This is a genomic window from Streptomyces sp. NPDC041200, assembly GCF_055591805.1.
Map to the genome: position 1 here is coordinate 37801 of NZ_JBVIZF010000019.1, position 20641 is coordinate 58441.

Sequence of the window (20641 nt, forward strand, 5' to 3'; positions counted from 1 at the left end):
CCTGTGGCCCTGGTTCCTGTACTCCTGGGCGCGCAGGGAGTGAGCAGCGAGGAGCGCGAAAGTCGCCGCGCTGTGGCGGGAAGTCCCTGACACGGTCGCCGCGGCGCGGCCCCGAGCGTCATCCCAGTGAGTGGAACGGCTTCGTTCCCCCCGGGGGTGGCACGGCGAACAATCACCGGCCAAAGCCCAGCTGCAGCATGGGAGAGTCGGCATGGCAGACGAGACGGGCGCCCCGCGCGAAGTACGCAAGGCCGCCATCGCAAGCTTGTTCGGTAGCGCGTTGGAGTGGTACGACTTCTTCCTCTACGGCACGGCCGCCGCGCTCGTGTTCAACACCCTGTTCTTCCCCACCTTCGACCCGCTCGTGGGCACGATCGCCGCCTTCGGCACCAACGCGGTCGGCTTCCTCGCCCGGCCGCTCGGCGGCATCATCTTCGGGCACTTCGGGGACCGGCTCGGCCGTAAGTCGATGCTGGTCATCACCCTGGTGATCATGGGCGTCGCGACGTTCCTGATCGGGCTGCTGCCCACCTACAGCACCATCGGGGTGTGGGCGCCGGTGCTGCTGATCGGCCTGCGGATCGTGCAGGGCATCGCGGTGGGCGGCGAGTGGGGCGGGGGTGTGCTGATCGTCAGCGAACACGCGCCGCGCCACCGCCGCGGCTACTACTCGGCCTGGAGCCAGACCGGTGTGGGGCTCGGGTTCGTGCTCTCCGCCTCCGTCTTCGCGCTGGCCCAGGGCGTGACCACCGAGGAGTCCTTCCTCGCCTGGGGATGGCGGATTCCGTTCATGGTCGGCATCCTGCTCACCGCCGTCGGGCTGCTGATCCGGCTGCGGATCATGGAGACGCCCGCGTTCCGGGAGGAGGCGGCGGCGAAGCCGGAGAAGTCCGCGCCGCCGATCCTCGACGTCCTTCGTACCCACCCCAGGTCGGTGCTGATCGCCTTCGGGGCGCGGGTCGCCGAGACCGGCGCGAGCTATCTCTTCCTCACCTTCACCCTGTCCTACGCGGCCAAGATCGGCGTGGGCAACGGGGTGGTGCTGGCCGCGGTCGTGGTGGGGATGCTGGCCGAGTCGTTCGCGATGCCGATGTTCGGGGCGCTCTCCGACCGGATCGGACGCCGTCCGGTGTACATCGGGGGCGCGGTCGCGGTGATCGTGTGGGCCTATCCGTTCTTCGCGCTGTTCGACTCGCGCCAACCGGTGCTGATCTTCGTGGCCATCTTCGTGGCGGTCGTGATCGGCCACGGGGCGATGATCGGCACCCAGCCCGCGTTCTTCACCGAACTCTTCGCGAGCCGGGTCGCCTACAGCGGGCTCGCCCTCGGGCATGAGCTGGCCTCGATGATCGTCGGCGGGTTCTCCCCCATCATCGCCACCGCGCTGCTCGCCTGGGCCGGGGCGTCCTGGCCGATCGCGCTGTTCCTGATCGGCATGGGCGCGGTCACTGTGATCGCGGTGGCGGCCGCTCCCGAGACCAACCCCAACGTCCGAAAGGACCGCGAGGACCCGGCGCGGAAGGCCGAGGATGTGGAGCGTCAGGCCGTCTGACGCGCGTACGCTCACGCCCGGCCAGCGCGTACGCTCCCGCCCGGCCAGATGGCGAGGCTCGACGCGGCGAGCGGCGGGACGGCCCCCTGTCCCTCCTTCCCGTACCAGCGCCAGGAGGGTTTCGCCCGGCTCAACCCGCCAGTGTGGGGATCGCCCTCGTAAGGGGCGGGCACAGGGGTACGGGCGGTCCGGGCGGGTAAGGGCGCGGCAGGAGTCCGGGGCCGATCGTCGGGTGGTTCCGGCAGTCCCCTCATGCCCCGGGAGAGACATGGCGTCACGGCCGTTGACCTTCGTCGTCGGAACCGGGCGGTGCGGGTCCACCGCCCTGTCGGAGGTGCTGCGCCTGCACCCCCACATCCTCAGCCTGAGCGAGCTGATGGCCTCCCTGGAGCCGGACGCTCTCCCCGAGGAGCCGCTGTCCGGGGAGGAGTTCTGGGAGATCCTGGCGAACCCGCCCGCGTTCGCCAACCGGCTGATCCGGGAGGGCTTCGGGCTGCCGGAGCACACGTATCCCGGCCTCGGCGGACGGTTCTCGGCGGAGGGGAACGGGATACCGGCGGTGGCGATGACGACGCTGCCGCATCTGAGCGACGACCCGGACGCGCTGTTCGACGCGCTGCGGCCGGTGATGTGCGCGCGGCCCCGGGGGCCGGTCGGGGACCATCACCGGGCCCTGTTCGACGCACTGGCCGACCGGTTCGACAGCCGGGCGGTGGTGGAGCGGTCCGGGTTCTCGCTGCGGCTGGTGCCCCGGCTGCGGGAGGTGTTCCCCGAGGCGCGGTTCGTCCATCTGTACCGGGACGGGGCCGACTGCGCGCTGTCGATGAGCCGCCACCCCGGCTTCCGGATGATCCAGCTGATGGGAGAGGGCGGCGACGTGCCGGGCGAGCTGGCCGCGTTGATGAACGACGAGAGCGCCGAGGTGGGGCCGCTGTTGACGCGGCCCGTGCCGGTGTCCGCGTTCGGGCGGCTGTGGTCGGACACGGTGATCGAGGGGATGGCGCACCTCGACGCGCTGCCCGCCGGGCTGGTGCTGCCGCTGTCGTACGAGGCGCTGCTCGACGCCCCCGACGCCCAACTCACCCGGCTGGCCTCGCACCTCGGCGTCGAGCCGCTGTCCGGGTGGCTGGCCGGGGCGCGCGTGCTGCTGGACGGTGGGCGGCGGGGCAGCGCCGAGCGGCTGCCTCCGGCGGAGCTGGCGGCGCTGCGGGAGAGCTGCCGGGCGGGGGCGCGGGCGCTGGGGGTGTAGGGCGCGGGGTGGGTAGGGCGCTGGGGGCGCGCCCGTTGTACGGCTCTGGGCGCGGCGCGCTCGTTGTACGGCCCTGGGCGCGCCCGGGGCCGTACAGCGGAGCCTGGCGTCAGTAGCCCGCCTTGGCGTTGACGCGGCGCGGGTAGTAGCGCTCGTCGCCGCGCCGCTCGTACTCCTTCCAGCGGGGGGCGTCGCCGGTCGGGTGGTCGCCGAGGATGGTGACCCGCTGGCCCTTGCGGTAGGCGGAGTAGTCGTTGATGGCCAGGTGCTGGGTGGCCCGGTTGTCCCACATGGCCACCGCGCCGGGCTGCCAGCGGTAGCGGCAGTTGAAGATCGGCTGCTCGGAGTGCTCGAAGAGGAACTGCAGGACCGAGTCGCTCTCATGGCGGCTGAGCTGCGGAATGTGCGACGACCACATGCGGGTGACGTACAGCGAGCGGCGCCCGGTCTCCGGGTGGACGCGGACCACCGGGTGCTCGGCCTTCATCTCGCCGACCTCGGGCGCCTTGAGGACGTGGACGGCGGTCAGCCCGTCGAGCATCTCGCGGTACGGCTCGGACAGCGTCTCGTACGCCAGGTACTGGTTGCTCCACATCGTGTCGCCGCCGGACTCCGGGCAGGTGACCAGGTGCAGGATCGAGGCGACCGGCGGGTTGGGGCTGAAGGTGACGTCGATGTGCCACTCGTCGGCCTTGCCGCCCTTGTCGGACTCGATCAGCGCCAGCTCCGGGTAGCCCTCGACCTTCGGCAGGAAGGGGTGCACCTCCACCTCGCCGAAGCGCTTGCCGAGGGCGATGTGGGCCTCCGGGGTGAGGTGGGACTGGTCCGGGAAGAAGATCACCAGGTAGCGCAGCAGCAGCTCGCGGATCCGCTCGAAGTCGGCGTCGTCGATGTCCGTCAGGTCCATCCCGAAGATCTCCGCGCCGAGGGCGCCGGATACCGGGCGTACGACTGCTTCCTGTTTCGGCATAGGTGCTGTCCTTTCAGGTCTGGGGGACGCGGTGGGCGCGCGGGTCGGGCAGGACGCCGAGCTGGTGGAGGCGGTCCAGGAACGTCATCGGCCGGGGGCCCAGGCCGGACATGTTGTACGTGACGGTGTGCAGCAGCCGGGGATTGCGCCCGGTGAAGCGGACCGCCCGCCGCCCCACGACCCGGCCGCGCCAGCTCAGGTCGGTGACCATGCGCGCCGCGTTGTCGCTGGTGGTGGCCGCCTGGGCGAGGATCGGCCGCCGCTCGGCCTGGTAGGCGCGGAGCGCCGCGTCCACGGTGGCGGCGGTGGGCGCGGCCGCGCCGAGGTGGTCGTCGAGCTGGTCGGCCAGGGCGGCCGCGCAGGTGATCGCGGTGTTCATGCCCTGGGCGGCCATCGGGTGCACGGCGTACGCGGCCTCGCCGACGAAGGCCATCCCGGGGACGGCCAGCCGGGGCGAGAGGAAACGGGACACCGGCAGCATCTGTCTGCTGTCCAGACCGGCCAGCAGAGGCCCGGTTAGGGGTTCCAGCGCCGGAACCTCCGCCACCACCCCCTCGGCCCAGGCGGCCAGGGCGTCCCGGTCGCGGCCGCCGCGCAGTTCGTCGGGCGCGGTCTGGACGTACAGCCGCACCCGGTCGCCGGGCAGCGCGTACACCAGCCTCAGCCCGCGCGGGCTGAGGTACGCGGAGAAGTCGTCCGGGCGGGGCGCGCCCGCGAGGTCGAACGACACCAGGCGGTGCGGGTAGTCCACGCGCCGGGCGTCGATGCCCGCGGCGCGGCGCAGCCGGGACGAGATGCCGTCCGCGGCGACGGTCAGCGGCGCGTGGACCTCGTACCGCCGTCCGCCCTCGCTGACCGCCACGCCGGTGACGCGGCCCGGGCCGTCCCGCAGGGCCTCCTCGGCCAGGGCGCCCCGGCGCACCTCCACGGTCGGGCCGAGCCCCTCGGCCAGCGCGTCCAGGATGGTGAGGTGGTCGTGGGAGAGCAGCCACCGGTCGCCCTCGGGGAGTTGTCCGTAGTCCAGCGCCATCAGCGGCGCCCCGGCCGGGTCGCGGACCACCAGGTGGCCCAGCCGCACCCCGGCCCGCTGCTCCAGCAGCCGCTCGGTCCCCCAGCGGCGCAGGACGCGCAGCGCGCCGGGCTGCAGGACCTCGCCCTTGGCGACCGGGCGCGGCTTGGGCTGCTTGTCGAGGACGAGGACGCGCAGGCCCAGCGCGCCCAGGGCGCGCGCGGAGGCGAGCCCTCCGGCGCCCGCGCCGCACACGACGGCGTCATACCGGGTGTTCGTCTCGCTCATGCGGAGCCCTCCGGCGGTCGGTGTGACGCGGTGGCCGTCCGCAGCCGGGCCAGGGCGCGGAGCGCGAGCCCGGAGGCGATCACGTCGTCCGCGTAGCGGTAGCAGAAGCGGATGTACTCGTTCACCGGCGATCCGGCCCAGCCGCCGTCCGGGCGCTGGGCGTCCGTCAGATAGCGCGCGGCGGCCGTCACGGGCCGCGAGCCGGGGTCGTGGCCCGCGGTGAGCAGCGCGTACAGCGCCCAGGCCGTGTCCTCGACCGTGCCCGGAGGGGCGCCGTCCGCGCCCGCCGACGCGCCGCCCCAGGAGCCGTCGTCGTGCTGGGTGCGCAGCAGCCACGCGGCCGCCCGCCCCGCCGCCGGATGCGCGGGGCCGACCGTGCGGCACAGGGTTTCCAGCACCACCGCCGTGCCCGCCGTACGGCCCCGGTACCAGAGGGCCTCGTACGAGCCGTCCGCCGAACCGCCCGTCCGCTGCTGCCCGATGAGCCAGCGCACGGCCCGCGCCACGCGCCGGTCGTCGGGGCGCGCGCCGTCGTCGAGCAGCGCGCGGACCGCCTTGGCCGTCATCTGCGGGCAGGGGCCGAACCCGCCCGGCTTGCTGTTCCGTACGGCCAGGCTCCAGGAGCCCGCGGAGTCCTGCGTCCGGGTCAGCCAGTCGATGCCGCGCCGTACGTGCGAGTCGTTGCCGCCGCCGGGAAGGCGCAGCAGCACCGAGCTGATCTCCGCGGTCTCCAGCGCCATGGGCCAGCTGTGCGCGCTGGAGAAGCCCCAGTAGCCGGGCGGGCAGGCGAGGGCGGCGAACGGGGTGTTCTGCTGGCGCTCGTGGAACATCGCGCGGGTCGGCGTCAGCCGCGGGTCGTCCGCGTACCCCGCCTCCAGGAGGGCGGAGGCGGCGAAGCTCGACCAGGTGACGTCCAGCGGCATCAGCTCCCACTCGCCGTCCGCGCCGGCCGCCGACCGCAGCCAGGCGGTGGCGTCGCGCACGATGTCCGGGGCGAGGCCGGAGCGGGTGGTGCCGACGCAGATGAGGCCGGTCAGCCAGGGGTCGGTGCTGAACGACCCGCTGGCGCCCTCCCGTTCGTACGCCTCGCGCACGACGGCCAGCGCGGCGGGCCGGGCCAGGGCGTTGAGCCGCCGCCGCACCAGCCCCTGGGTACCGCGGCGCACGGTGGCCTGGCCGAGCGCCATGCTCGCGAGGATCGGCAGCCGCAGGCTGAGCAGCCGCCGCGCGGGGCCGGGCAGCAGCAGCAACTCCAGCGGGAGGCGGGGCAGTGCCGCCTCGTCCAGCCGACCCGCGAGGGCGTCGAACTGCCGGATCAGCCCCGCCATCACCGGCTCCGGCAGCGCCTCGGGCCCGCCCAGCTGCGCCAGCCGCTGCCGCCCGGCGCGTACGGCGGGAGCCGCGTGGCGGGGGGCGACCAGGTCGAGGGCGTCGGTGACGACGGCGGTGGTCAGCACCTCGTCGGCCACGCCGCGCATGGCCCAGCCGCCGCTGTCGCGCTGCGCCTTGACGAGCCGGTCGGCGCCGCGGGTGAGGAGCGGGTCCGTCGTTCCGGGCCGCTGCTCCGCGAGGTGCAGGGCGATGAGGGCGAGGGCGGTGTTCGCCGGGGAGAACCGGTCTTCCGTCGCGTCGGGAGCGAACACACCGTCCGGGCGCCGCCGGGCGAACAGCGCCTCGGCACCGGCGGTGACGGCGGCGTCGATCCGGCCGGTCGAGGGTGTCAGGGGTGAGGTCACCATGGGCTCGGACGGTCCTTCCGTTGTACGGCGCGGAGGGTCTGGCGCGGGTCGGGAAGCCGGTCCGGATGCCGGTCGAGACTCTGCCCTGGATGCCGGTCGGGAAGCCGGTCCGGACTCCGCCCCGGATGCCGGTCCGCGCCCGGTCCCGGGCCCTCCCCCGCCCCGCCGTCCGGCGGGATCTCGTGGCGGGCGCGCATCCTGGACTGGGTCAGCACGCTGAGGGCGAGCAGGGGGACCAGCACCGCAAGGGCCGGGGCCAGGGCCCAGCCGCCGGACAGCACCGCGCCCGCCAGGATCAGCCGTTCGGCGACCAGCACCTCGTGGGCCCGTAGCGCCCGCGCCTGGGTCAGCGGGGCCGTGCCGCGCAGCAGCGGGGTGAAGGCGACGGTGCCGCAGGCGGCCGCGACGAGCAGGAGGGCGCCGAAGGCGGGCCGCCCGTCCGGGGCGGCGAACCGTACGCAGACCGCGGCGGTCACGACCGCGGCCGCGTACAGCAGGGCGGCGGTGCGCGCCGCGTAGCGGACGCCCCGCGACACCGGAAGCGTGTGGTAGCCGCCGCGGCGGTCGCCCTCGACGTCGCGGAGGGTGCCGACCAGGTTGGACGCCGTGTCGTGGCACCAGAAGGCGAGGGCGGCGAGCAGGACGGCGGGCCAGCGCGGCTCCGTTCCGGCGGTCATCGCCCCGAAGACGACGGTGAGCGCGGTCAGCGCGCCCCGCACCGCGTTGCCGGACAGCCCGCGGCCCTTGAACACCTTGCTGTACGCGACGATGCCCGCCATGCCGCCCGCGACCAGCAGCAGCGCGGTCCAGGCGGCCAGCGCGGTGAGGACGGCGGCCGCGAGGGCGCACAGGACGCCGGAGGCCACGGCCGCGCGGGGGCTCAGCCGTCCCGAGGGGATCGGACGCTGCGGCTTGGCCGTGGCGTCCAGGTCGCGGTCGAAGTAGTCGCCGAGGTAGTGCCCGGCGATCCAGCTGAGAGTGGGTACGGCCCAGGCGGCCCACAGGTGCGCCGCCGAGGGCGAGCCGTCGGCCAGCGCGGCACCGGCCAGGCCCACCAGGCCCGGGTAGGAGAGGGTGTACAGCCGCCAGGTCTGTAAGTGCGCCCAAGCACCGGTGGCGAGCGCCCCGGGCACGGTCACCGCTCCCGGTCGGCGGAGAAGTCCGCGATGGCGGCGAGCGCGGCGGAGCCCTCGGTCGGTGGCAGTTCGGCGAGGCAGTCCTTGGCGTGGGCCACCTCCGCCCGGGCACGCTCGCGGGCGGCGCGCAGCGCGCCGGTGGAGTCCAGGACGCGGCGTACGGCGTCGTAGGAGTCCTGCGCGGGGAGCGTGCCCCGCAGCGCGGTCCGCAGTGCCTCGCGCTCGGCGGTACCGGCCCGTTCGTACGCCATGAGCACGGGGAAGGTGGGGCGCCCGTTGGCGGTGTCGCTCAGCGCGGACTTGCCGGTGGCCGCCGACTCGCTGGTGTACGGCAGCAGGTCGTCGTGCATCTGGAAGGCGAGCCCGAGGTGTTCGGCGTAGGTGGTGAGGGCCCGCTGCCAGGCGGCGTCGGCGCCGCCGAGGAGGGCCCCGGCGTGGCAGGAGCCGCGGAAGAGCGCGCCGGTCTTGAGCGCGATCATCGTGAGGTAGCGGTCGAGTCCGCAGGCCGCGTCCCCGCGCAGCTCGGCCTCCATGGCCTGGCCGCGGCACAGGTCACCGCCCGCGCGCGCCAGGACCCGTACGGCCTCCAGCAGCCGGTCGGCGGGCAGGCCCTGGTCGGCGCACTCGGCGACAGCGCCGAACATGCCCATGATCAGGGCATCGCCGGTGACGACGGCGTCCGCGACGCCGTACCGCGCCACGACCGTGGGGCGGCCGCGGCGCAGCGCGTCGCCGTCGATGACGTCGTCGTGGACCAGCGACCCGGTGTGCAGGTACTCCACGCCGAGCGCGGCGGGCAGGCTCTCCTCGTAGCCGCCGCCCACGGCCCTGGCCGACTCCACGAGCAGCAGCGGGCGCAGCAGTTTGCCCGCGGGCAGCAGGGCGTAGCGGGATATCCGGTGCACCCGCTCCTCGCCGGACGGCCAGCGGGATTCGAGGTCGCGCAGCAGCCGGGCGAGGGTGGGGTGGGCGGCGGAGAGCGGATCCGCCGGGGCGGTCACCGTGGTGTGCGGGGCGGCCGTCACGGGGTCTCCCCGCCGGAGGGGGCCGTGCCTCCGGGGGGCCCGCCGGTGTCCCGCGCCTTCGCCGCCAGCTGCGCGAACGCGTCGTTGGCCGCGGGCTCGGCGATGGTCACCCGTACGCCCTCGCCCGGCTTGCCGCACACCAGCACGCCGTGGTCCGCGCAGAACTGGGTGAAGCGCTCGACGCCGGTCTCCATCGGCAGCCACAGGAAGTTGGCCTGGCTGGGCGTCACCTGCCAGCCCTGTTCGGCCAGGGCGCCGTGCAGCCGCTCCCGCTCGCGGGCGGTCTCCTCGCACTGGCGGCGGATCGCGGCAGACTCGGCGAGGGCCGCGACGGCGGCGGCCTGGGCGGCCGCGCCGACCCGGTAGAACATCAGGGCACCGCGCAGCGGCGCGAGGGCGCGCTCATGCCCCACGAGGTAGCCGACGCGCAGGCTGAGCAGGCCGTACGACTTGGAGAAGGTGCGCACCACGCACACCCGCTCGTCCTCCCGGTACAGCTCGACGCCGTGGGCGACGGCGGCGGCGTCCGGGTCGGCGAAGTCGATGTACGCCTCGTCGATCAGCACGGTGACGTGGGAGGGCAGCAGGTCGAGGAAGCGCCTCAGCGCCGCCTGGCCGACGGCGGTGCCGGTGGGGTTGTTGGGGTTGCAGACGATGACCAGCCGCGTCTGCTCGGTGACGGCGGACGCCATCGCCGCCAGGTCGTGGGTCTCGTCCCGCAGCGGCACCCGCACGGTGCTGGAGGCGGCGTTGGCCGCCATCATCGGGTACGCCTCCCAGGACGGCCAGGCGTGCACGGTGTGGGTGTCCGGCCCGGTGTGGGCGGAGAACAGCAGCTGGAGCAGGGCGCCGGAGCCGGGGCCGACGGCGACGTCCCCGGGCGGCACTCCCAGGTGCTCGCCGATGGTCCGGGACAGGCCGAACCCCAGCGCGTCAAGGGTGCGATGGGCGTCGGCGGCGGTTTCCTGGACGGCCCGCAAGACGGCTGGCAGGGGTGGGTGGAAGGTCTCGTTCAGCGACATCTGATGCTGTACGGCGCCCTGGGCGAGCACCGGCTGCATTCTGTTCCAGCCGTCTTTGTCAGACATGTTCCATTCCAATCCGCAGAAATTCTAGGGAAATCCCGCAAGGTTTGGATCGGCAGCGCACCGAATGATGGGGGTGGTCGGTGGTGGAAGCGGCGGAGAATACGAAAATGGGCTCAGCGGGCCCAGCTCACGCGAACGGCGTGTTGACTAGCGGCCGTCGCTCAGCCGCCTCCTTGAGTGTGGAGGCGCCAGGACCCTACGTCCAATAAGGATCTTCCCGGCATCCATAAACGCCTTTTACAGTGGTTCATGTGCTCGACATCCATCAGTTAGCTGTCATAGCCGGTGTGGCGCGCGCGGGTTCCTACACCGCCGCCGCCGAATTGCTGGGTTACACCCAGCCCGCCGTCAGCTACCGCATGCGCGCGCTGGAACGCACCATCGGCGTGCAGCTCGCGGTCCGGTCGGGGCGCGGAGTACGGCTCACCCCGGCGGGCCGCCGCCTGGCCCAGCACGCCGAGGCGGTGCTGTCCGCCCTGGGCGCCGTCGAGGACGAGTTCCGCACGTACGCCGCCCACGCGCGCGGCATGGTGCGGGTGTCCGCGATCCACAGCGCCTGCGCCTCGCTGCTGCCCGGTGCGGTGGCGCGGCTGCGGTCCGCCCGGCCCGACGTACAGATCGTCCTGGAGCGGGCCACCTCCCCGGACGCGTACCGCTCACTGCGGGAGGGGACGACGGATGTGGCCCTGGTGAGCGTCCGCGACGGCTCCCGCCCGGACGAGCCCGGCCCCGGAACCGGAAATGACCCCGGAACCGATTCAGGAACCGACCCCGACGCCGATGTGGTGGACCTCCCGCTGATCAGCGATCCGCGCTGTGTGCTGCTGCCGTTCGACCACCCGCTGGCCGACCTGCGGACGATCCCCCTCAGCGCGCTGGCCGATGAGGCCTGGGTGCTGGACGAGGACCACGAGGAGTTCACCGCCGCGTGCTCCCGGGCGGGCTTCGAGCCCCGTACCGTCGCCATCACCAACGACCCGGCCACCGCCCACGACCTGGTCGCGCACGGCGTGGGCGCGGCCGTCGCGGAGGGCCTGGCCCTGCCGCCGCGGCCCGACCCGCGGGTGGCGGCCCGCCCCCTCCGCGGCTGGCCGCCGCGCCGCGTGCACGCCCTGCTGAGGGCGGAGACGAGACGGACGCCCGCGGTGGAGGCACTGCTCACGGCCCTGCGGGAGGCGGTGGAGGACCACCTCGCGGCGGACGGGGACAGCGGGGTGCCGCGATGGGGTAGAGTAGATCTTGCAACGCCGCCCCGAGGGGCGGAAGTTGATGCGTCGGTCGTCTAAGGAAAGATGCTCGTCTCCAAACGAGAGATGTAGGTGCAAGGCCTGCTCGGCGCTCCGTGAAAGATCCCTCTCCTGTTCGTCAGGGGAGGGATTTTTTGCGTGCGTGACACGCGCACGGCGGTCGCGGTCAGCGGGCGAGGCTCGCGTAGATCGTCTTGCCCTGGCCGCAGGTGATGGTCACCTCCTGGGCCAGCCGGCGGACCATGTGCCAGCCGAAGCCGCCGGTGCCGGTGTTCAGGTCGGGCGGACGGGCCCGGGGCGCCGCCGGGTTCGGGTCGCTGACGGCGACGGTCACCGCGTCCGGACCGGCGGAGAGTTCCAGGGTGTACCGGCCGCCCCCGTGCCGCAGCGCGTTGGTGACCAGCTCGGACACCACCAGGAGTATGGCGTCGGTCGCGTCCGGGGCCGGGGCCGGACTGAGCCCCCGGGTGAAGGCCCGGGCGACGGCGCGGGCGCGGTGAATGCCGCCAGGGCTGTCACCCCGCACCACGGTCGAGGCCGCGGGCCGAGCGTTGGCGATCTTCGTGGCGTTCATGCGCGTACACCCCTGGTTGCTTCGGATATGCCGCTTTGCAGAGGCTCGTCTGCCCGCTCTGCCGCTTCGCACGCTCGGTCCGGGCGCCCCAGGCCCCCGATCTTCCGCACGCGAGAAAATCTGTCGTGTCGGCTGTAGACATCGACGGGGCGCCGGAGGTAGATTCCCTGTCGTAGTCACGGCGCCCGATGAGGCGCGGCACACACCGACGACAAGGAGGCGGACACCATCAGGATCGCCCGGGCGAAGAGCTGAGGCCGCTCGGGTACCGCACGCCCCGGAAGGGAAGGTGGTCCCCGGTCAGAAATCCGCGATCCCCGCACACTCGTCTGCGCAGACGAGTCCGCGGAAAATGGTGTTGAACCCCTCGGGGCCCTGGAGCCGAAACGGCACCAGGGCCCCTCGACGCGCGACCGATGAGACGCGAACGACGACAGGAAGATGAGGTGTCAGTGGCCGAAGACAAAGAGCACAACCGGCTCGACGATGACGACTACCCCGCGTACACCATGGGCCGCGCCGCCGATCTCCTCGGCACCACGGCGGCCTTCCTGCGGGCCATCGGCGAAGCCGGTCTGGTCACACCGCTGCGCTCGGAGGGCGGCCACCGCCGCTACTCCCGCCACCAGCTGCGCATCGTCGCCCGCGCCCGCCAGCTCGTCGACCAGGGCACCCCGATCGACGCCGCGTGCCGCATCGTCCTCCTGGAAGACCAGCTCGACGAGGCCCGGCGCGCCAACGACGACCTGCGGCACGACGCCGTGGAGCCCCGGCGCGACGACGATTGCGCGGCGGGCCCCCTGATGGGGTAAAGTGGATCTTGCAACGCCGCCCCGAGGGGCGGGAGTTGATGCGTCGGTCGTCTAAGGAAAGATGCTCGTCTCCAAACGAGAGATGTAGGTGCAAGGCCTGCTCGGCGCTCCATGAAAGATCCCCCTCCTGGCTTCAGGAGGGGGATCTTTCGCGTCCGGGCGCTCAGGCGGACGCTGTGGTCCGGCCCGGGTGGCGGTGGCGCCAGGTCCAGAAGACGGTGGCGGAGACGAGCGACCACCCGGTCAGCACCAGGAACGGGAACGCGTGCTGGTGCTCGCCGAAGTAGACGGCGGTGTGCTGGGCGTTGACGGAGGCGCCCGGCGGAAGCCAGCGGCCCACGGCGCCGAGCAGCGACGGCAGCAGCGGCCAGGAGACCGCGCCGCCCGACGAGGGGTTGCCGAGGAGGACCATCAGCCCCCAGGTGGGGATGAGCGCCCAGCGTCCGAACAGGACGTTGAACATGGAGAAGACCATCCCCGAGGTGAACATGGTCAGGGCGAGGATCCCCCAGGACCCGGCGAAGGGCAGGTCCAGCGTGCCGAGCCCCCAGTCGACGACCGCGGCGATGACGAAGCCGCCGAGCAGGGCGTACGCGATGGTGAAGGCGATCCGCTCGGCCGGGTACAGACCGGCCGCGTTGACGCTCAGCTGGACGGCGCCGAGGAAGCCCATGATCACCGCGGCCAGCGAGACGTAGAAGACCGCCAGCCCCCGCGGATCGCCCGGCTGGAGCGGCTTCAGGTCCCGTACGGCGACCGGCACGCCCACCGCCCGGCCCACCTTCGTGCCGGCCGAGCCGAGCACCTGGGCGACGCTGGCGCCCGCGGCGGAGGACAGGCCCAGCTCGACGCCGCGGCCGCGGGTCCGCAGGATCCCGAAGATCTGCTGCTCCTCGACGGCCCAGCGGGCCCGGCCGTACGACGGCTCGCGGCGCAGCCGCAGCGACGCGTCCAGGGCCTTCTCCATCCCGGCGACGAAGCGCCGTGGCGGGGCGTCGCCCGGGTGGGTACTCACGACGGCGACGGGGATCTGGCGCGGGGTGGGGTTCGCGAAGGCGAAGGTGTACGAGCCCGCGAAGAGCCCGGCGCCCGCCGAGATGATCAGCACGATGACCGTGGCCGGGAGATACGGGCCGTGCTTGAACCGGGTCCACGGGGACCGGGCCCCCGGGGAGTCGTCGTCCGCCATGCGCTCACGCTAGAGGGGACACTCCCGGCATATCGCGCGACGTGGCCCGGACAACACCCGGCGGAAATGGTTCGCCAGTCGTTTTGCCGAGGTGAGATCCTGGGATCCGTATGTCCACGACTCCTGCCCCCGCCCTGTCCGCCCTCCTGGAGCGGCTCCCCGAGCTGATGCTGCGCGACCAGCAGCGGCTGGGGCGCCGCCTCGACGGCGCCCGCCGGATCCGTAAGCCCGAGGCCCGTACGGCCGTGCTCGGCGAGATCGCCGAGGACATCGAGCGGGCGGAGCTGCGGGTCGCGGACCGCCGCGCCGCCGTACCGGACGTCACCTATCCGCAAGAGCTGCCGGTCAGCCAGAAGAAGGACGACATCCTCGCGGCCGTCCGCGATCACCAAGTGGTGATCGTCGCGGGCGAGACCGGCTCCGGGAAGACGACGCAGATCCCCAAGATCTGCCTGGAGCTGGGCCGCGGCGTCAAGGGACTGATCGGCCACACCCAGCCCCGCCGGATCGCGGCCCGCACCGTGGCCGAGCGCATCGCGGACGAGATCGGGACGCCGCTCGGCGAGTCCGTCGGCTGGAAGGTCCGCTTCACCGACCAGGTGAGCCCGGACACCCACATCAAGCTGATGACGGACGGCATCCTGCTCGCCGAGATCCAGACCGACCGCGAGCTGCGCCAGTACGACACGATCATCATCGACGAGGCCCATGAGCGCAGCCTCAACATCGACTTCCTGCTCGGCTACCTGGCCCAGCTCCTCCCCCGCCGCCCCGACCTCAAGGTCGTGATCACCTCCGCGACCATCGACCCGGAGCGCTTCTCCCGCCATTTCGGGGACGCGCCGATCGTCGAGGTCAGCGGGCGTACGTACCCGGTCGAGGTGCGCTACCGGCCGCTGCTGGAGGAGGGCGGCGAGGACAGCGACCGGGACCAGATCACCGCGATCTGCGACGCGGTGGACGAGCTGCAGGCCGAGGGCCCCGGCGACGTCCTGGTCTTCCTCTCCGGCGAGCGGGAGATCCGGGACACGGCCGACGCGCTGAACAAGAAGCAGCTGAGATCCACCGAGGTGCTGCCGCTCTACGCCCGGCTGTCGCACGCCGAACAGCACCGGGTCTTCCAGAGACACACCGGGCGCCGGATCGTCCTCGCCACGAACGTCGCGGAGACCTCGCTGACCGTCCCCGGCATCCGGTACGTGATCGACCCGGGCACGGCCAGGATCTCCCGGTACAGCCATCGCACCAAGGTCCAGCGGCTGCCCATCGAGCCGGTCTCGCAGGCCAGCGCCAATCAGCGCAAGGGCCGCTGCGGCCGGACCAGCGACGGCATCTGCGTCCGGCTGTACTCCGAGGACGACTTCCTCACCCGCCCGGAGTTCACGGACGCCGAGATCCTCCGTACCAACCTGGCCTCCGTCATCCTCCAGATGACCGCGGCGGGGCTCGGCGACATCGAGAAGTTCCCGTTCATCGACCCGCCGGACCGGCGCAACATCAAGGACGGCGTCCAGCTCCTGGAGGAGCTGCACGCACTGGACGGCAAGCAGAAGGACCCGCGCAAGCGGCTCACACCGGTCGGCCGGAAGCTCGCCCAGCTGCCGGTGGACCCGCGGCTGGCCCGGATGGTGCTGGAGGCGGACCGCAACGGCTGTGTCCGCGAGGTCATGGTGATCGCGGCGGCGCTGTCCATCCAGGACCCGCGCGAGCGCCCCTCCGACAAGCAGGCGCAGGCGGACCAGCAGCACGCCCGGTTCAAGGACGAGTCGGGCGACTTCCTGGCCTTCCTCAACCTGTGGAAGTACATCCGGGAGCGGCAGAAGGAGCTGTCCTCGTCCGCGTTCCGCCGCATGTGCCGCAATGAGTACCTGAACTACCTGCGCATACGCGAGTGGCAGGACATCTACAGCCAGCTGCGCACGGTCGCCAAGACCATGGACATCCAGCTGTCCGAGCAGGACGCGGCGCCGGATCCCATCCATCAGTCGCTGCTGTCCGGGCTGCTGTCGCACGTCGGCCTCAAGGACACGGAGAAGAACGAGTACCTGGGCGCGCGGAGCGCCAAGTTCGCCGTCTTCCCCGGGTCCGCGCTGTTCAAGAAGCCGCCGCGCTGGGTGATGTCGGCGGAGCTGGTCGAGACGTCCCGGCTGTGGGCGCGGGTCAACGCGAAGATCGAGCCGGAGTGGATCGAGCCGCTGGCCCAGCACCTGGTCAAGCGCACCTACAGCGAGCCGCACTGGGAGCAGAAGCAGGCCGCGGTGATGGCGTACGAGCGGGTCACGCTCTACGGCGTCCCGGTCGTCGCCCAGCGGAAGGTCAATTACGGCCGGATCGACCCGGAGACCAGCCGTGACCTGTTCATCCGCAACGCCCTGGTCGAAGGCGACTGGCGCACCCACCACCAGTTCTTCCACGACAACCGGAAGCTGCTGGGCGAGGTGGAGGAGCTGGAGCACCGCGCCCGGCGCCGCGACATCCTGGTGGACGACGAGACGCTGTTCGACTTCTATGACCAGCGCGTTCCGGAACACGTGGTCTCGGGCGCCCACTTCGACTCGTGGTGGAAGCACAAACGCCGCGACGAGCCGGAGCTTCTCAACTTCGAGAAGTCCATGCTCATCAACGAGCGGGCGCAGGACGTCTCCAGGGACGCCTATCCGGACTCCTGGCGCCAGGGGAAGCTCAAGTTCAAGGTGACGTACCAGTTCGAGCCGGGGGCGGACGCGGACGGCGTGACCGTCCACATCCCGCTCCAGGTGCTCAACCAGGTCACCCCGGACGGCTTCGACTGGCAGATCCCGGGGCTGCGCGAGGACCTGGTCACCGAGTTGATCCGGTCGCTGCCCAAGCCGGTGCGCCGCCACTACGTCCCGGCGCCGAACTACGCCACGCGCTTCCTGGACGGCGCCGTGCCGCTCCAGGAGCCGCTGACGGCGGCGCTCGGCCGGGAGCTGCACCGGATGGTCGGCGTGCGGATCGAGCCGGAGGACTGGGACCCGGCCAAGGTCCCCGACCACTTGAAGATCACCTTCCGGGTGGTCGACGAGCGGCGCCGCAAGCTCGCCGAGGACAAGGACCTGGAGGCGCTCAAGCAGCGGCTGCGGCCGAAGACCCGGGCCGCGATCTCCAAGGCGTTCGAGTCCTCGAAGGAGTCCGCCGGTATCGAGCAGCGCGGCGGCCTGACCTCGTGGGCGGTCGGCACGCTGCCGCGCACCTTCGAGACCCGCCGCGGCGGCCAGCCGGTCAAGGCGTACCCGGCGCTGGTGGACGAGGGCGCGTCGGTGGCGCTGCGGCTCTTCGACACCGAGCCCGAGCAGCGGCAGGCGATGTGGCGGGGCACCCGGCGGCTGATCCTGCTCCAGCTGCCGTCCAACCCGGCGAAGTTCGCGCAAGGGCAGCTGACCAACCAGGCCAAGCTGGCCCTGTCCAGCAGCCCGCACGGCAGCATCCCGGCGCTCTTCGACGACTGCGTCTCCGCGGCCGCCGACCGGCTCATCGCGGCCCGCGGGGGCCCCGCGTGGGACGAGGAATCGTTCCGCAAGCTCTTCGACGCGGTCCGGGCCGACATCGCGGACGCCACGCTGGACACCGTCCGGAAGGTCCAGGAGGTGCTGGCGGCCTGGCAGGCGTGTGAGCGGCGGCTGAAGGGCATCAAGAGCCCGGTGCTGCTGCCGTCCCTCGCGGACGTCCGGGAACAGCTCTCGGAGCTGATGAAGCCGGGCTTCGTGACCGCGCACGGGGTACGCCGCCTCCCGGACCTCATGCGCTATCTGGTGGCCGTGGACCGCCGCCTCCAGCAGCTCCCCACCAACGCCGAGCGGGACCGCACCCGCATGGCGAAGGTGAAGGAGATGCGGGACGAGTACGCCTGGCTGCTGGAGCAGTTCCCGGCGGGCCGCCCGGTGCCGCCGGAGGCGCTGGAGATCCGCTGGATGATCGAGGAGCTGCGGGTCAGCTACTTCGCGCACGCCCTGGGCACGGCGTATCCGGTCTCCGACAAGCGCATCGTGAAGGCCATCGACGCGGTGGTGCCGTAGCCGTTCGGGCCTGTCCGGGGGCGCCGGACGGGCCGGGCGGGCGCGAGTTCGACCGCACCCCCTGACCTGCTGTAGAGTCTGTGACGCACCACAGCGAGGCACACGGCGAAAAGGCTGTGGAGCGTCACTGATGGTCCTGTGGAGCAGTTTGGAGTGCTCGCCACCCTGTCAAGGTGGAGGCCGCGGGTTCAAATCCCGTCAGGACCGCACAACACCCGAAGGCCCGGATCCGCACAAGGATCCGGGCCTTCGGTCGTCTTGACGGCGACCCGCGCGCGGCGGTACCCAGACTAGAAGGTGGCGTGGGGCTGGCCGGGAGGTGCGGCACATGACGACAACCGCGAGACATGAGACCAGGGCGCTTCTGCGGGCCCATTTGGCGGCCGCCTCGGGCTACCGCCACTCCACCCGGCACTGCCCGGTCTGCCACCGGCTGCTGCGGCTGGCGATGGAGCCCGCACCGGCCGCCGAGCCCGCGGCGCCGCCCACAGCACCCGCAGCGCCCGCCCAGTCCCCGGCCGGGGATTCGGCCCCTGGGGAGCCGTCCGGGCCGGTGAGCGCCGATGGGCCGCTGGGCGCCGGTGGTCCGGTGGGCGCCGATGGTCCGGTGGGCGCCGATGGTCCATCAACTCAGTAAGCCCTTACCGCAGTTATCCGGAAATCGACAAGCGCTGAACTGTGTGACGGGAGTCACCGGCCGTGTCCTGAGAGTGGGGTAACTTACACCCGCCTCACAACAGGTCAATTTAATATGTGCAATTGCACCCTCTGTCCGGGCCATTCCCAGACCTTCCCAGGACCCCCCGGTCCGACGCCCCCGCGCGGGCCGTCAAGACCCTCCTCAGCCCCGTCTCCGCCCCCGTGGGCGGCCCGTGATCCGGGCATAAAAAAGATCGCGCTGGACCCGGCGGAGTCCAGCGCGATCAACGACGCACCCATGTCGAGCGGTGATGGCCTGTTGGGGCAGGCACCCGTCGTGGTGGAGCCATACAGGCGAAAGCCGGGCTGGGGGGCCCGGATATGCCCGGTTATGCGGTTATTCAGGCCTCGCTGCGCTGCTGCGGGATGCCCGCGAGAAGTGCACGGACCTCCGCTTCGCGGTAGCGCCGGTGCCCTCCAAGCGTGCGGATGGACGTGAGCTTGCCTGCCTTGGCCCAGCGCGTGACCGTCTTCGGGTCCACACGGAACATGGTGGCAACCTCAGCCGGGGTCAGCAGCGGCTCGGCATCAGGGGTGCGAGCGGTCATGAGCGGCCTCCTCGGGAGAACCGAACCATCACGGTTCTTTCCTCTAAATTCTGCACCTTGACCCACGTTGCCCGAAATGGCGGACGCGGGCCGAGTCGGTTATAGGACGAACGGCTTGTCCTCGGCACTACAACTACACCATCTGTCCAGCCCCGTCGGCCAAACCGATGGAATTGCCCTCTCAGGTGTCCAACCTCGACGGAAGCCGATGGACCATGCCATAACGGACAGTCACGCGGCCGTGACGATCAGTCACAACAGGATCAGGGGTATCAGATCCGCCAAGGAGTGCAATACCGATGAATCCGCCCATACTTGGGCGGAAGGAGAACTTCCCGGACTCCTTGTCCTATTTTGACACGAGGATGGGGGATTGCCGCAAGACCCGAAGTCAGTGCTTTAGATCACCATTGACGTAATGGCCCGGATCGGGACCTACGTCCCCCCGCTCTGGCTCTGACGCACCCGGCCGCCCGATGGATCCGTTTCCCCCGGATCCGATCGGCCTCAGCTGGCGTTCTGCCGGTTCCTGATCTCGCTCCACCGATCGGTCAGCCGCTCATACGCGCTGCCCGCCCGCTCCCCGTCCCCGTCCCTCAGTGCCGCGAGCCCTTCCGCCACGTCCGCCGCCGAGCGGTCATCCTCCAGCTGCCCGGCGGGCACCACGTGCACCAGACCGCCGTAGTCCAGTTCGACCAGCGACCGCGGATGAAATTCCTCCAGCCACCGGCCCACGTCCACCAGGCCGTCGATGAGCGGCCCCTCGCCGAGAGCCTCCTTGAGCACCTTAAGCCCGCGCGCGACCCGCCTTCTGGCCTGGACCATCGGGGTGCGGTAACGCAAGATGAGACCCTCGTCACCCTTGGTGTACTCACGCTCCTCGTCCGCGAAGAGCACGAACCACCGGACCGGGACATGCCAGGTCGCCGAGCGGATCCACGGGCGGGCGTCCGGGTTGCGCTCCAGCCACTGCTCGTAGTCCGAGGCGGCCTGCCTCCGCACCACCGGAGGCAGCGCGGCGTCCAGGAGGGGGCCGGGAAGGCGCTCGGACAGCTCTTCCAGGGCCAGCCAGCCGCGCAGCCGCGTTCGCCACGGACAGACGCATGTGACGCCGTCCACGAGCGCCACAAAGGCGTCCGCGCTCTCGTGCACCGGAACCGGCACCGGCGGCACCGGCAGCAGGTCCGCGAGCGAGCGCCGCAGCTCGTCCTGTGAGCCGGGGAGGTCGTCGCGCTTGGCGTAGCGCGCCCAGTGGGCGCGCTCCGGCTCGGGAAAAGCGGCCAATGGCTCATAGACACGGAGATACGCCGCATACGGGACAATCACCGAAGACGCCAAGGTCACACGCGCTCCCTCAAGGCCGATACCACCGCCAGGAGTTGCCTACCCCCTGCTCACGGCATCGTCCCACGACCACCATCCGGACTCGTCGGGGACATGGCCGCTCCCGCGCCCTCCCAGGGCTTACGCTCGTGCCCA

16 protein-coding genes, 1 tRNA gene and 1 pseudogene are annotated in these 20641 nt (G+C 72.0%); 8 read left to right on the top strand and 10 right to left on the bottom strand.

The features are described 5' to 3' along the window. Positions 1 to 211 precede the first annotated feature (211 nt). The 3 genes and pseudogenes from ACZ6CL_RS30560 to ACZ6CL_RS30570 all read left to right on the top strand — a co-directional run bounded on the left by ACZ6CL_RS30560 (position 212) and on the right by ACZ6CL_RS30570 (position 2801). Complete coding sequence (locus ACZ6CL_RS30560; RefSeq protein WP_468941428.1) at positions 212 to 1552, top strand: MFS transporter; 1341 nt, start codon at positions 212 to 214, stop codon at positions 1550 to 1552. Between the two features lie 33 nt (positions 1553 to 1585). Continuing rightward, positions 1586 to 1714: pseudogene (locus tag ACZ6CL_RS30565) on the top strand (aldo/keto reductase); the annotation flags it as partial. A 106-nt stretch (positions 1715 to 1820) separates the two neighbouring features. Continuing rightward, positions 1821 to 2801 (top strand): sulfotransferase family protein, encoded by a 981-nt coding sequence (locus tag ACZ6CL_RS30570; protein ID WP_468941431.1) that lies wholly within the window; start codon positions 1821 to 1823, stop codon positions 2799 to 2801. A 109-nt stretch (positions 2802 to 2910) separates the two neighbouring features. On the opposite strand, the gene ACZ6CL_RS30575 is transcribed toward ACZ6CL_RS30570, so the two are convergent. From ACZ6CL_RS30575 to ACZ6CL_RS30600, 6 genes are read right to left on the bottom strand one after another with little or no spacing between them, the layout of a single operon-like run. Then, complete coding sequence (locus tag ACZ6CL_RS30575; RefSeq protein WP_468941433.1) at positions 2911 to 3771, bottom strand: TauD/TfdA dioxygenase family protein; 861 nt, start codon at positions 3769 to 3771, stop codon at positions 2911 to 2913. Between the two features lie 13 nt (positions 3772 to 3784). Continuing rightward, complete coding sequence (locus ACZ6CL_RS30580) at positions 3785 to 5068, bottom strand: FAD-dependent oxidoreductase (protein WP_468941436.1); 1284 nt, start codon at positions 5066 to 5068, stop codon at positions 3785 to 3787. Further along, positions 5065 to 6807 (bottom strand): prenyltransferase/squalene oxidase repeat-containing protein, encoded by a 1743-nt coding sequence (locus ACZ6CL_RS30585; RefSeq protein WP_468941439.1) that lies wholly within the window; start codon positions 6805 to 6807, stop codon positions 5065 to 5067. The genes ACZ6CL_RS30580 and ACZ6CL_RS30585 overlap by 4 nt, the downstream gene beginning before the upstream one ends. Beyond that, positions 6801 to 7946, bottom strand: a complete 1146-nt coding sequence (locus ACZ6CL_RS30590) for a UbiA family prenyltransferase (protein ID WP_468941441.1) — start codon at positions 7944 to 7946, stop codon at positions 6801 to 6803. Before ACZ6CL_RS30590 ends, ACZ6CL_RS30585 begins: the two co-directional genes overlap by 7 nt. Next, positions 7943 to 8968: a polyprenyl synthetase family protein gene (locus ACZ6CL_RS30595; protein WP_468941443.1), complete on the bottom strand. Its 1026-nt coding sequence runs from the start codon at positions 8966 to 8968 to the stop codon at positions 7943 to 7945. Before ACZ6CL_RS30595 ends, ACZ6CL_RS30590 begins: the two co-directional genes overlap by 4 nt. Next, positions 8965 to 10056, bottom strand: a complete 1092-nt coding sequence (locus ACZ6CL_RS30600) for an aminotransferase class I/II-fold pyridoxal phosphate-dependent enzyme (protein WP_468941445.1) — start codon at positions 10054 to 10056, stop codon at positions 8965 to 8967. The genes ACZ6CL_RS30595 and ACZ6CL_RS30600 overlap by 4 nt, the downstream gene beginning before the upstream one ends. Before the next feature lie 251 nt (positions 10057 to 10307). Between ACZ6CL_RS30600 and ACZ6CL_RS30605 the strand changes: the two genes are divergently transcribed. Then, the gene (locus tag ACZ6CL_RS30605) at positions 10308 to 11342 is read left to right on the top strand and encodes a LysR family transcriptional regulator (protein ID WP_468941448.1); all 1035 of its coding nucleotides are present in this window, start codon (positions 10308 to 10310) and stop codon (positions 11340 to 11342) included. Between the two features lie 127 nt (positions 11343 to 11469). On the opposite strand, the gene ACZ6CL_RS30610 is transcribed toward ACZ6CL_RS30605, so the two are convergent. After that, positions 11470 to 11877 (bottom strand): ATP-binding protein, encoded by a 408-nt coding sequence (locus tag ACZ6CL_RS30610; protein ID WP_468941451.1) that lies wholly within the window; start codon positions 11875 to 11877, stop codon positions 11470 to 11472. Positions 11878 to 12293: 416 nt separating this feature from the next. Here ACZ6CL_RS30610 and ACZ6CL_RS30615 point away from each other — a divergent pair, with 416 nt between their 5' ends. Continuing rightward, entirely contained in the window at positions 12294 to 12689 is a 396-nt protein-coding gene (locus ACZ6CL_RS30615; protein WP_468941454.1) for a helix-turn-helix domain-containing protein, read from the top strand. Positions 12690 to 12852: 163 nt separating this feature from the next. Here the strand turns inward: ACZ6CL_RS30615 and ACZ6CL_RS30620 are convergent, their stop codons facing one another. Beyond that, positions 12853 to 13878 carry an ABC-2 transporter permease gene (locus ACZ6CL_RS30620; protein WP_468941457.1) on the bottom strand — a complete coding sequence of 342 codons (1026 nt, stop codon included), beginning with the start codon at positions 13876 to 13878 and terminating at the stop codon, positions 12853 to 12855. A gap of 110 nt (positions 13879 to 13988) precedes the next feature. Here ACZ6CL_RS30620 and hrpA point away from each other — a divergent pair, with 110 nt between their 5' ends. The 3 genes from hrpA (at position 13989) to ACZ6CL_RS30635 (ending at position 18552) form a co-directional block, all read left to right on the top strand. Beyond that, positions 13989 to 17915 (top strand): ATP-dependent RNA helicase HrpA, encoded by a 3927-nt coding sequence (gene hrpA, locus ACZ6CL_RS30625; protein ID WP_468941459.1) that lies wholly within the window; start codon positions 13989 to 13991, stop codon positions 17913 to 17915. A gap of 132 nt (positions 17916 to 18047) precedes the next feature. Beyond that, positions 18048 to 18122: transfer RNA gene (locus ACZ6CL_RS30630), tRNA-Asp, on the top strand. Between the two features lie 121 nt (positions 18123 to 18243). Next, entirely contained in the window at positions 18244 to 18552 is a 309-nt protein-coding gene (locus tag ACZ6CL_RS30635) for a DUF6274 family protein (RefSeq protein ID WP_468941462.1), read from the top strand. A gap of 403 nt (positions 18553 to 18955) precedes the next feature. Here ACZ6CL_RS30635 and bldC read toward each other — a convergent pair whose 3' ends face one another. Both bldC and ACZ6CL_RS30645 read right to left on the bottom strand, forming a co-directional pair. Further along, positions 18956 to 19162, bottom strand: coding sequence for a developmental transcriptional regulator BldC (gene bldC / locus ACZ6CL_RS30640; RefSeq protein ID WP_003949541.1), 207 nt, complete (start codon positions 19160 to 19162; stop codon positions 18956 to 18958). Between the two features lie 507 nt (positions 19163 to 19669). Continuing rightward, complete coding sequence (locus ACZ6CL_RS30645) at positions 19670 to 20506, bottom strand: DUF8083 family protein (RefSeq protein WP_468941465.1); 837 nt, start codon at positions 20504 to 20506, stop codon at positions 19670 to 19672. Positions 20507 to 20641 lie beyond the last annotated feature (135 nt).

Excerpts from the sequence above, each read along its gene's own strand:
- ACZ6CL_RS30560 (WP_468941428.1), top strand. The coding sequence starts at position 212 with ATGGCAGACGAGACGGGCGCCCCGCGCGAAGTACGCAAGGCCGCCATC.
- ACZ6CL_RS30570 (WP_468941431.1), top strand. The coding sequence starts at position 1,821 with ATGGCGTCACGGCCGTTGACCTTCGTCGTCGGAACCGGGCGGTGCGGG.
- ACZ6CL_RS30575 (WP_468941433.1), bottom strand. The coding sequence starts at position 3,771 with ATGCCGAAACAGGAAGCAGTCGTACGCCCGGTATCCGGCGCCCTCGGC.
- ACZ6CL_RS30580 (WP_468941436.1), bottom strand. The coding sequence starts at position 5,068 with ATGAGCGAGACGAACACCCGGTATGACGCCGTCGTGTGCGGCGCGGGC.
- ACZ6CL_RS30585 (WP_468941439.1), bottom strand. The coding sequence starts at position 6,807 with ATGGTGACCTCACCCCTGACACCCTCGACCGGCCGGATCGACGCCGCC.
- ACZ6CL_RS30600 (WP_468941445.1), bottom strand. The coding sequence starts at position 10,056 with ATGTCTGACAAAGACGGCTGGAACAGAATGCAGCCGGTGCTCGCCCAG.
- ACZ6CL_RS30610 (WP_468941451.1), bottom strand. The coding sequence starts at position 11,877 with ATGAACGCCACGAAGATCGCCAACGCTCGGCCCGCGGCCTCGACCGTG.
- ACZ6CL_RS30615 (WP_468941454.1), top strand. The coding sequence starts at position 12,294 with ATGAGACGCGAACGACGACAGGAAGATGAGGTGTCAGTGGCCGAAGAC.
- ACZ6CL_RS30620 (WP_468941457.1), bottom strand. The coding sequence starts at position 13,878 with ATGGCGGACGACGACTCCCCGGGGGCCCGGTCCCCGTGGACCCGGTTC.
- hrpA (WP_468941459.1), top strand. The coding sequence starts at position 13,989 with ATGTCCACGACTCCTGCCCCCGCCCTGTCCGCCCTCCTGGAGCGGCTC.
- ACZ6CL_RS30635 (WP_468941462.1), top strand. The coding sequence starts at position 18,244 with ATGACGACAACCGCGAGACATGAGACCAGGGCGCTTCTGCGGGCCCAT.
- bldC (WP_003949541.1), bottom strand. The coding sequence starts at position 19,162 with ATGACCGCTCGCACCCCTGATGCCGAGCCGCTGCTGACCCCGGCTGAG.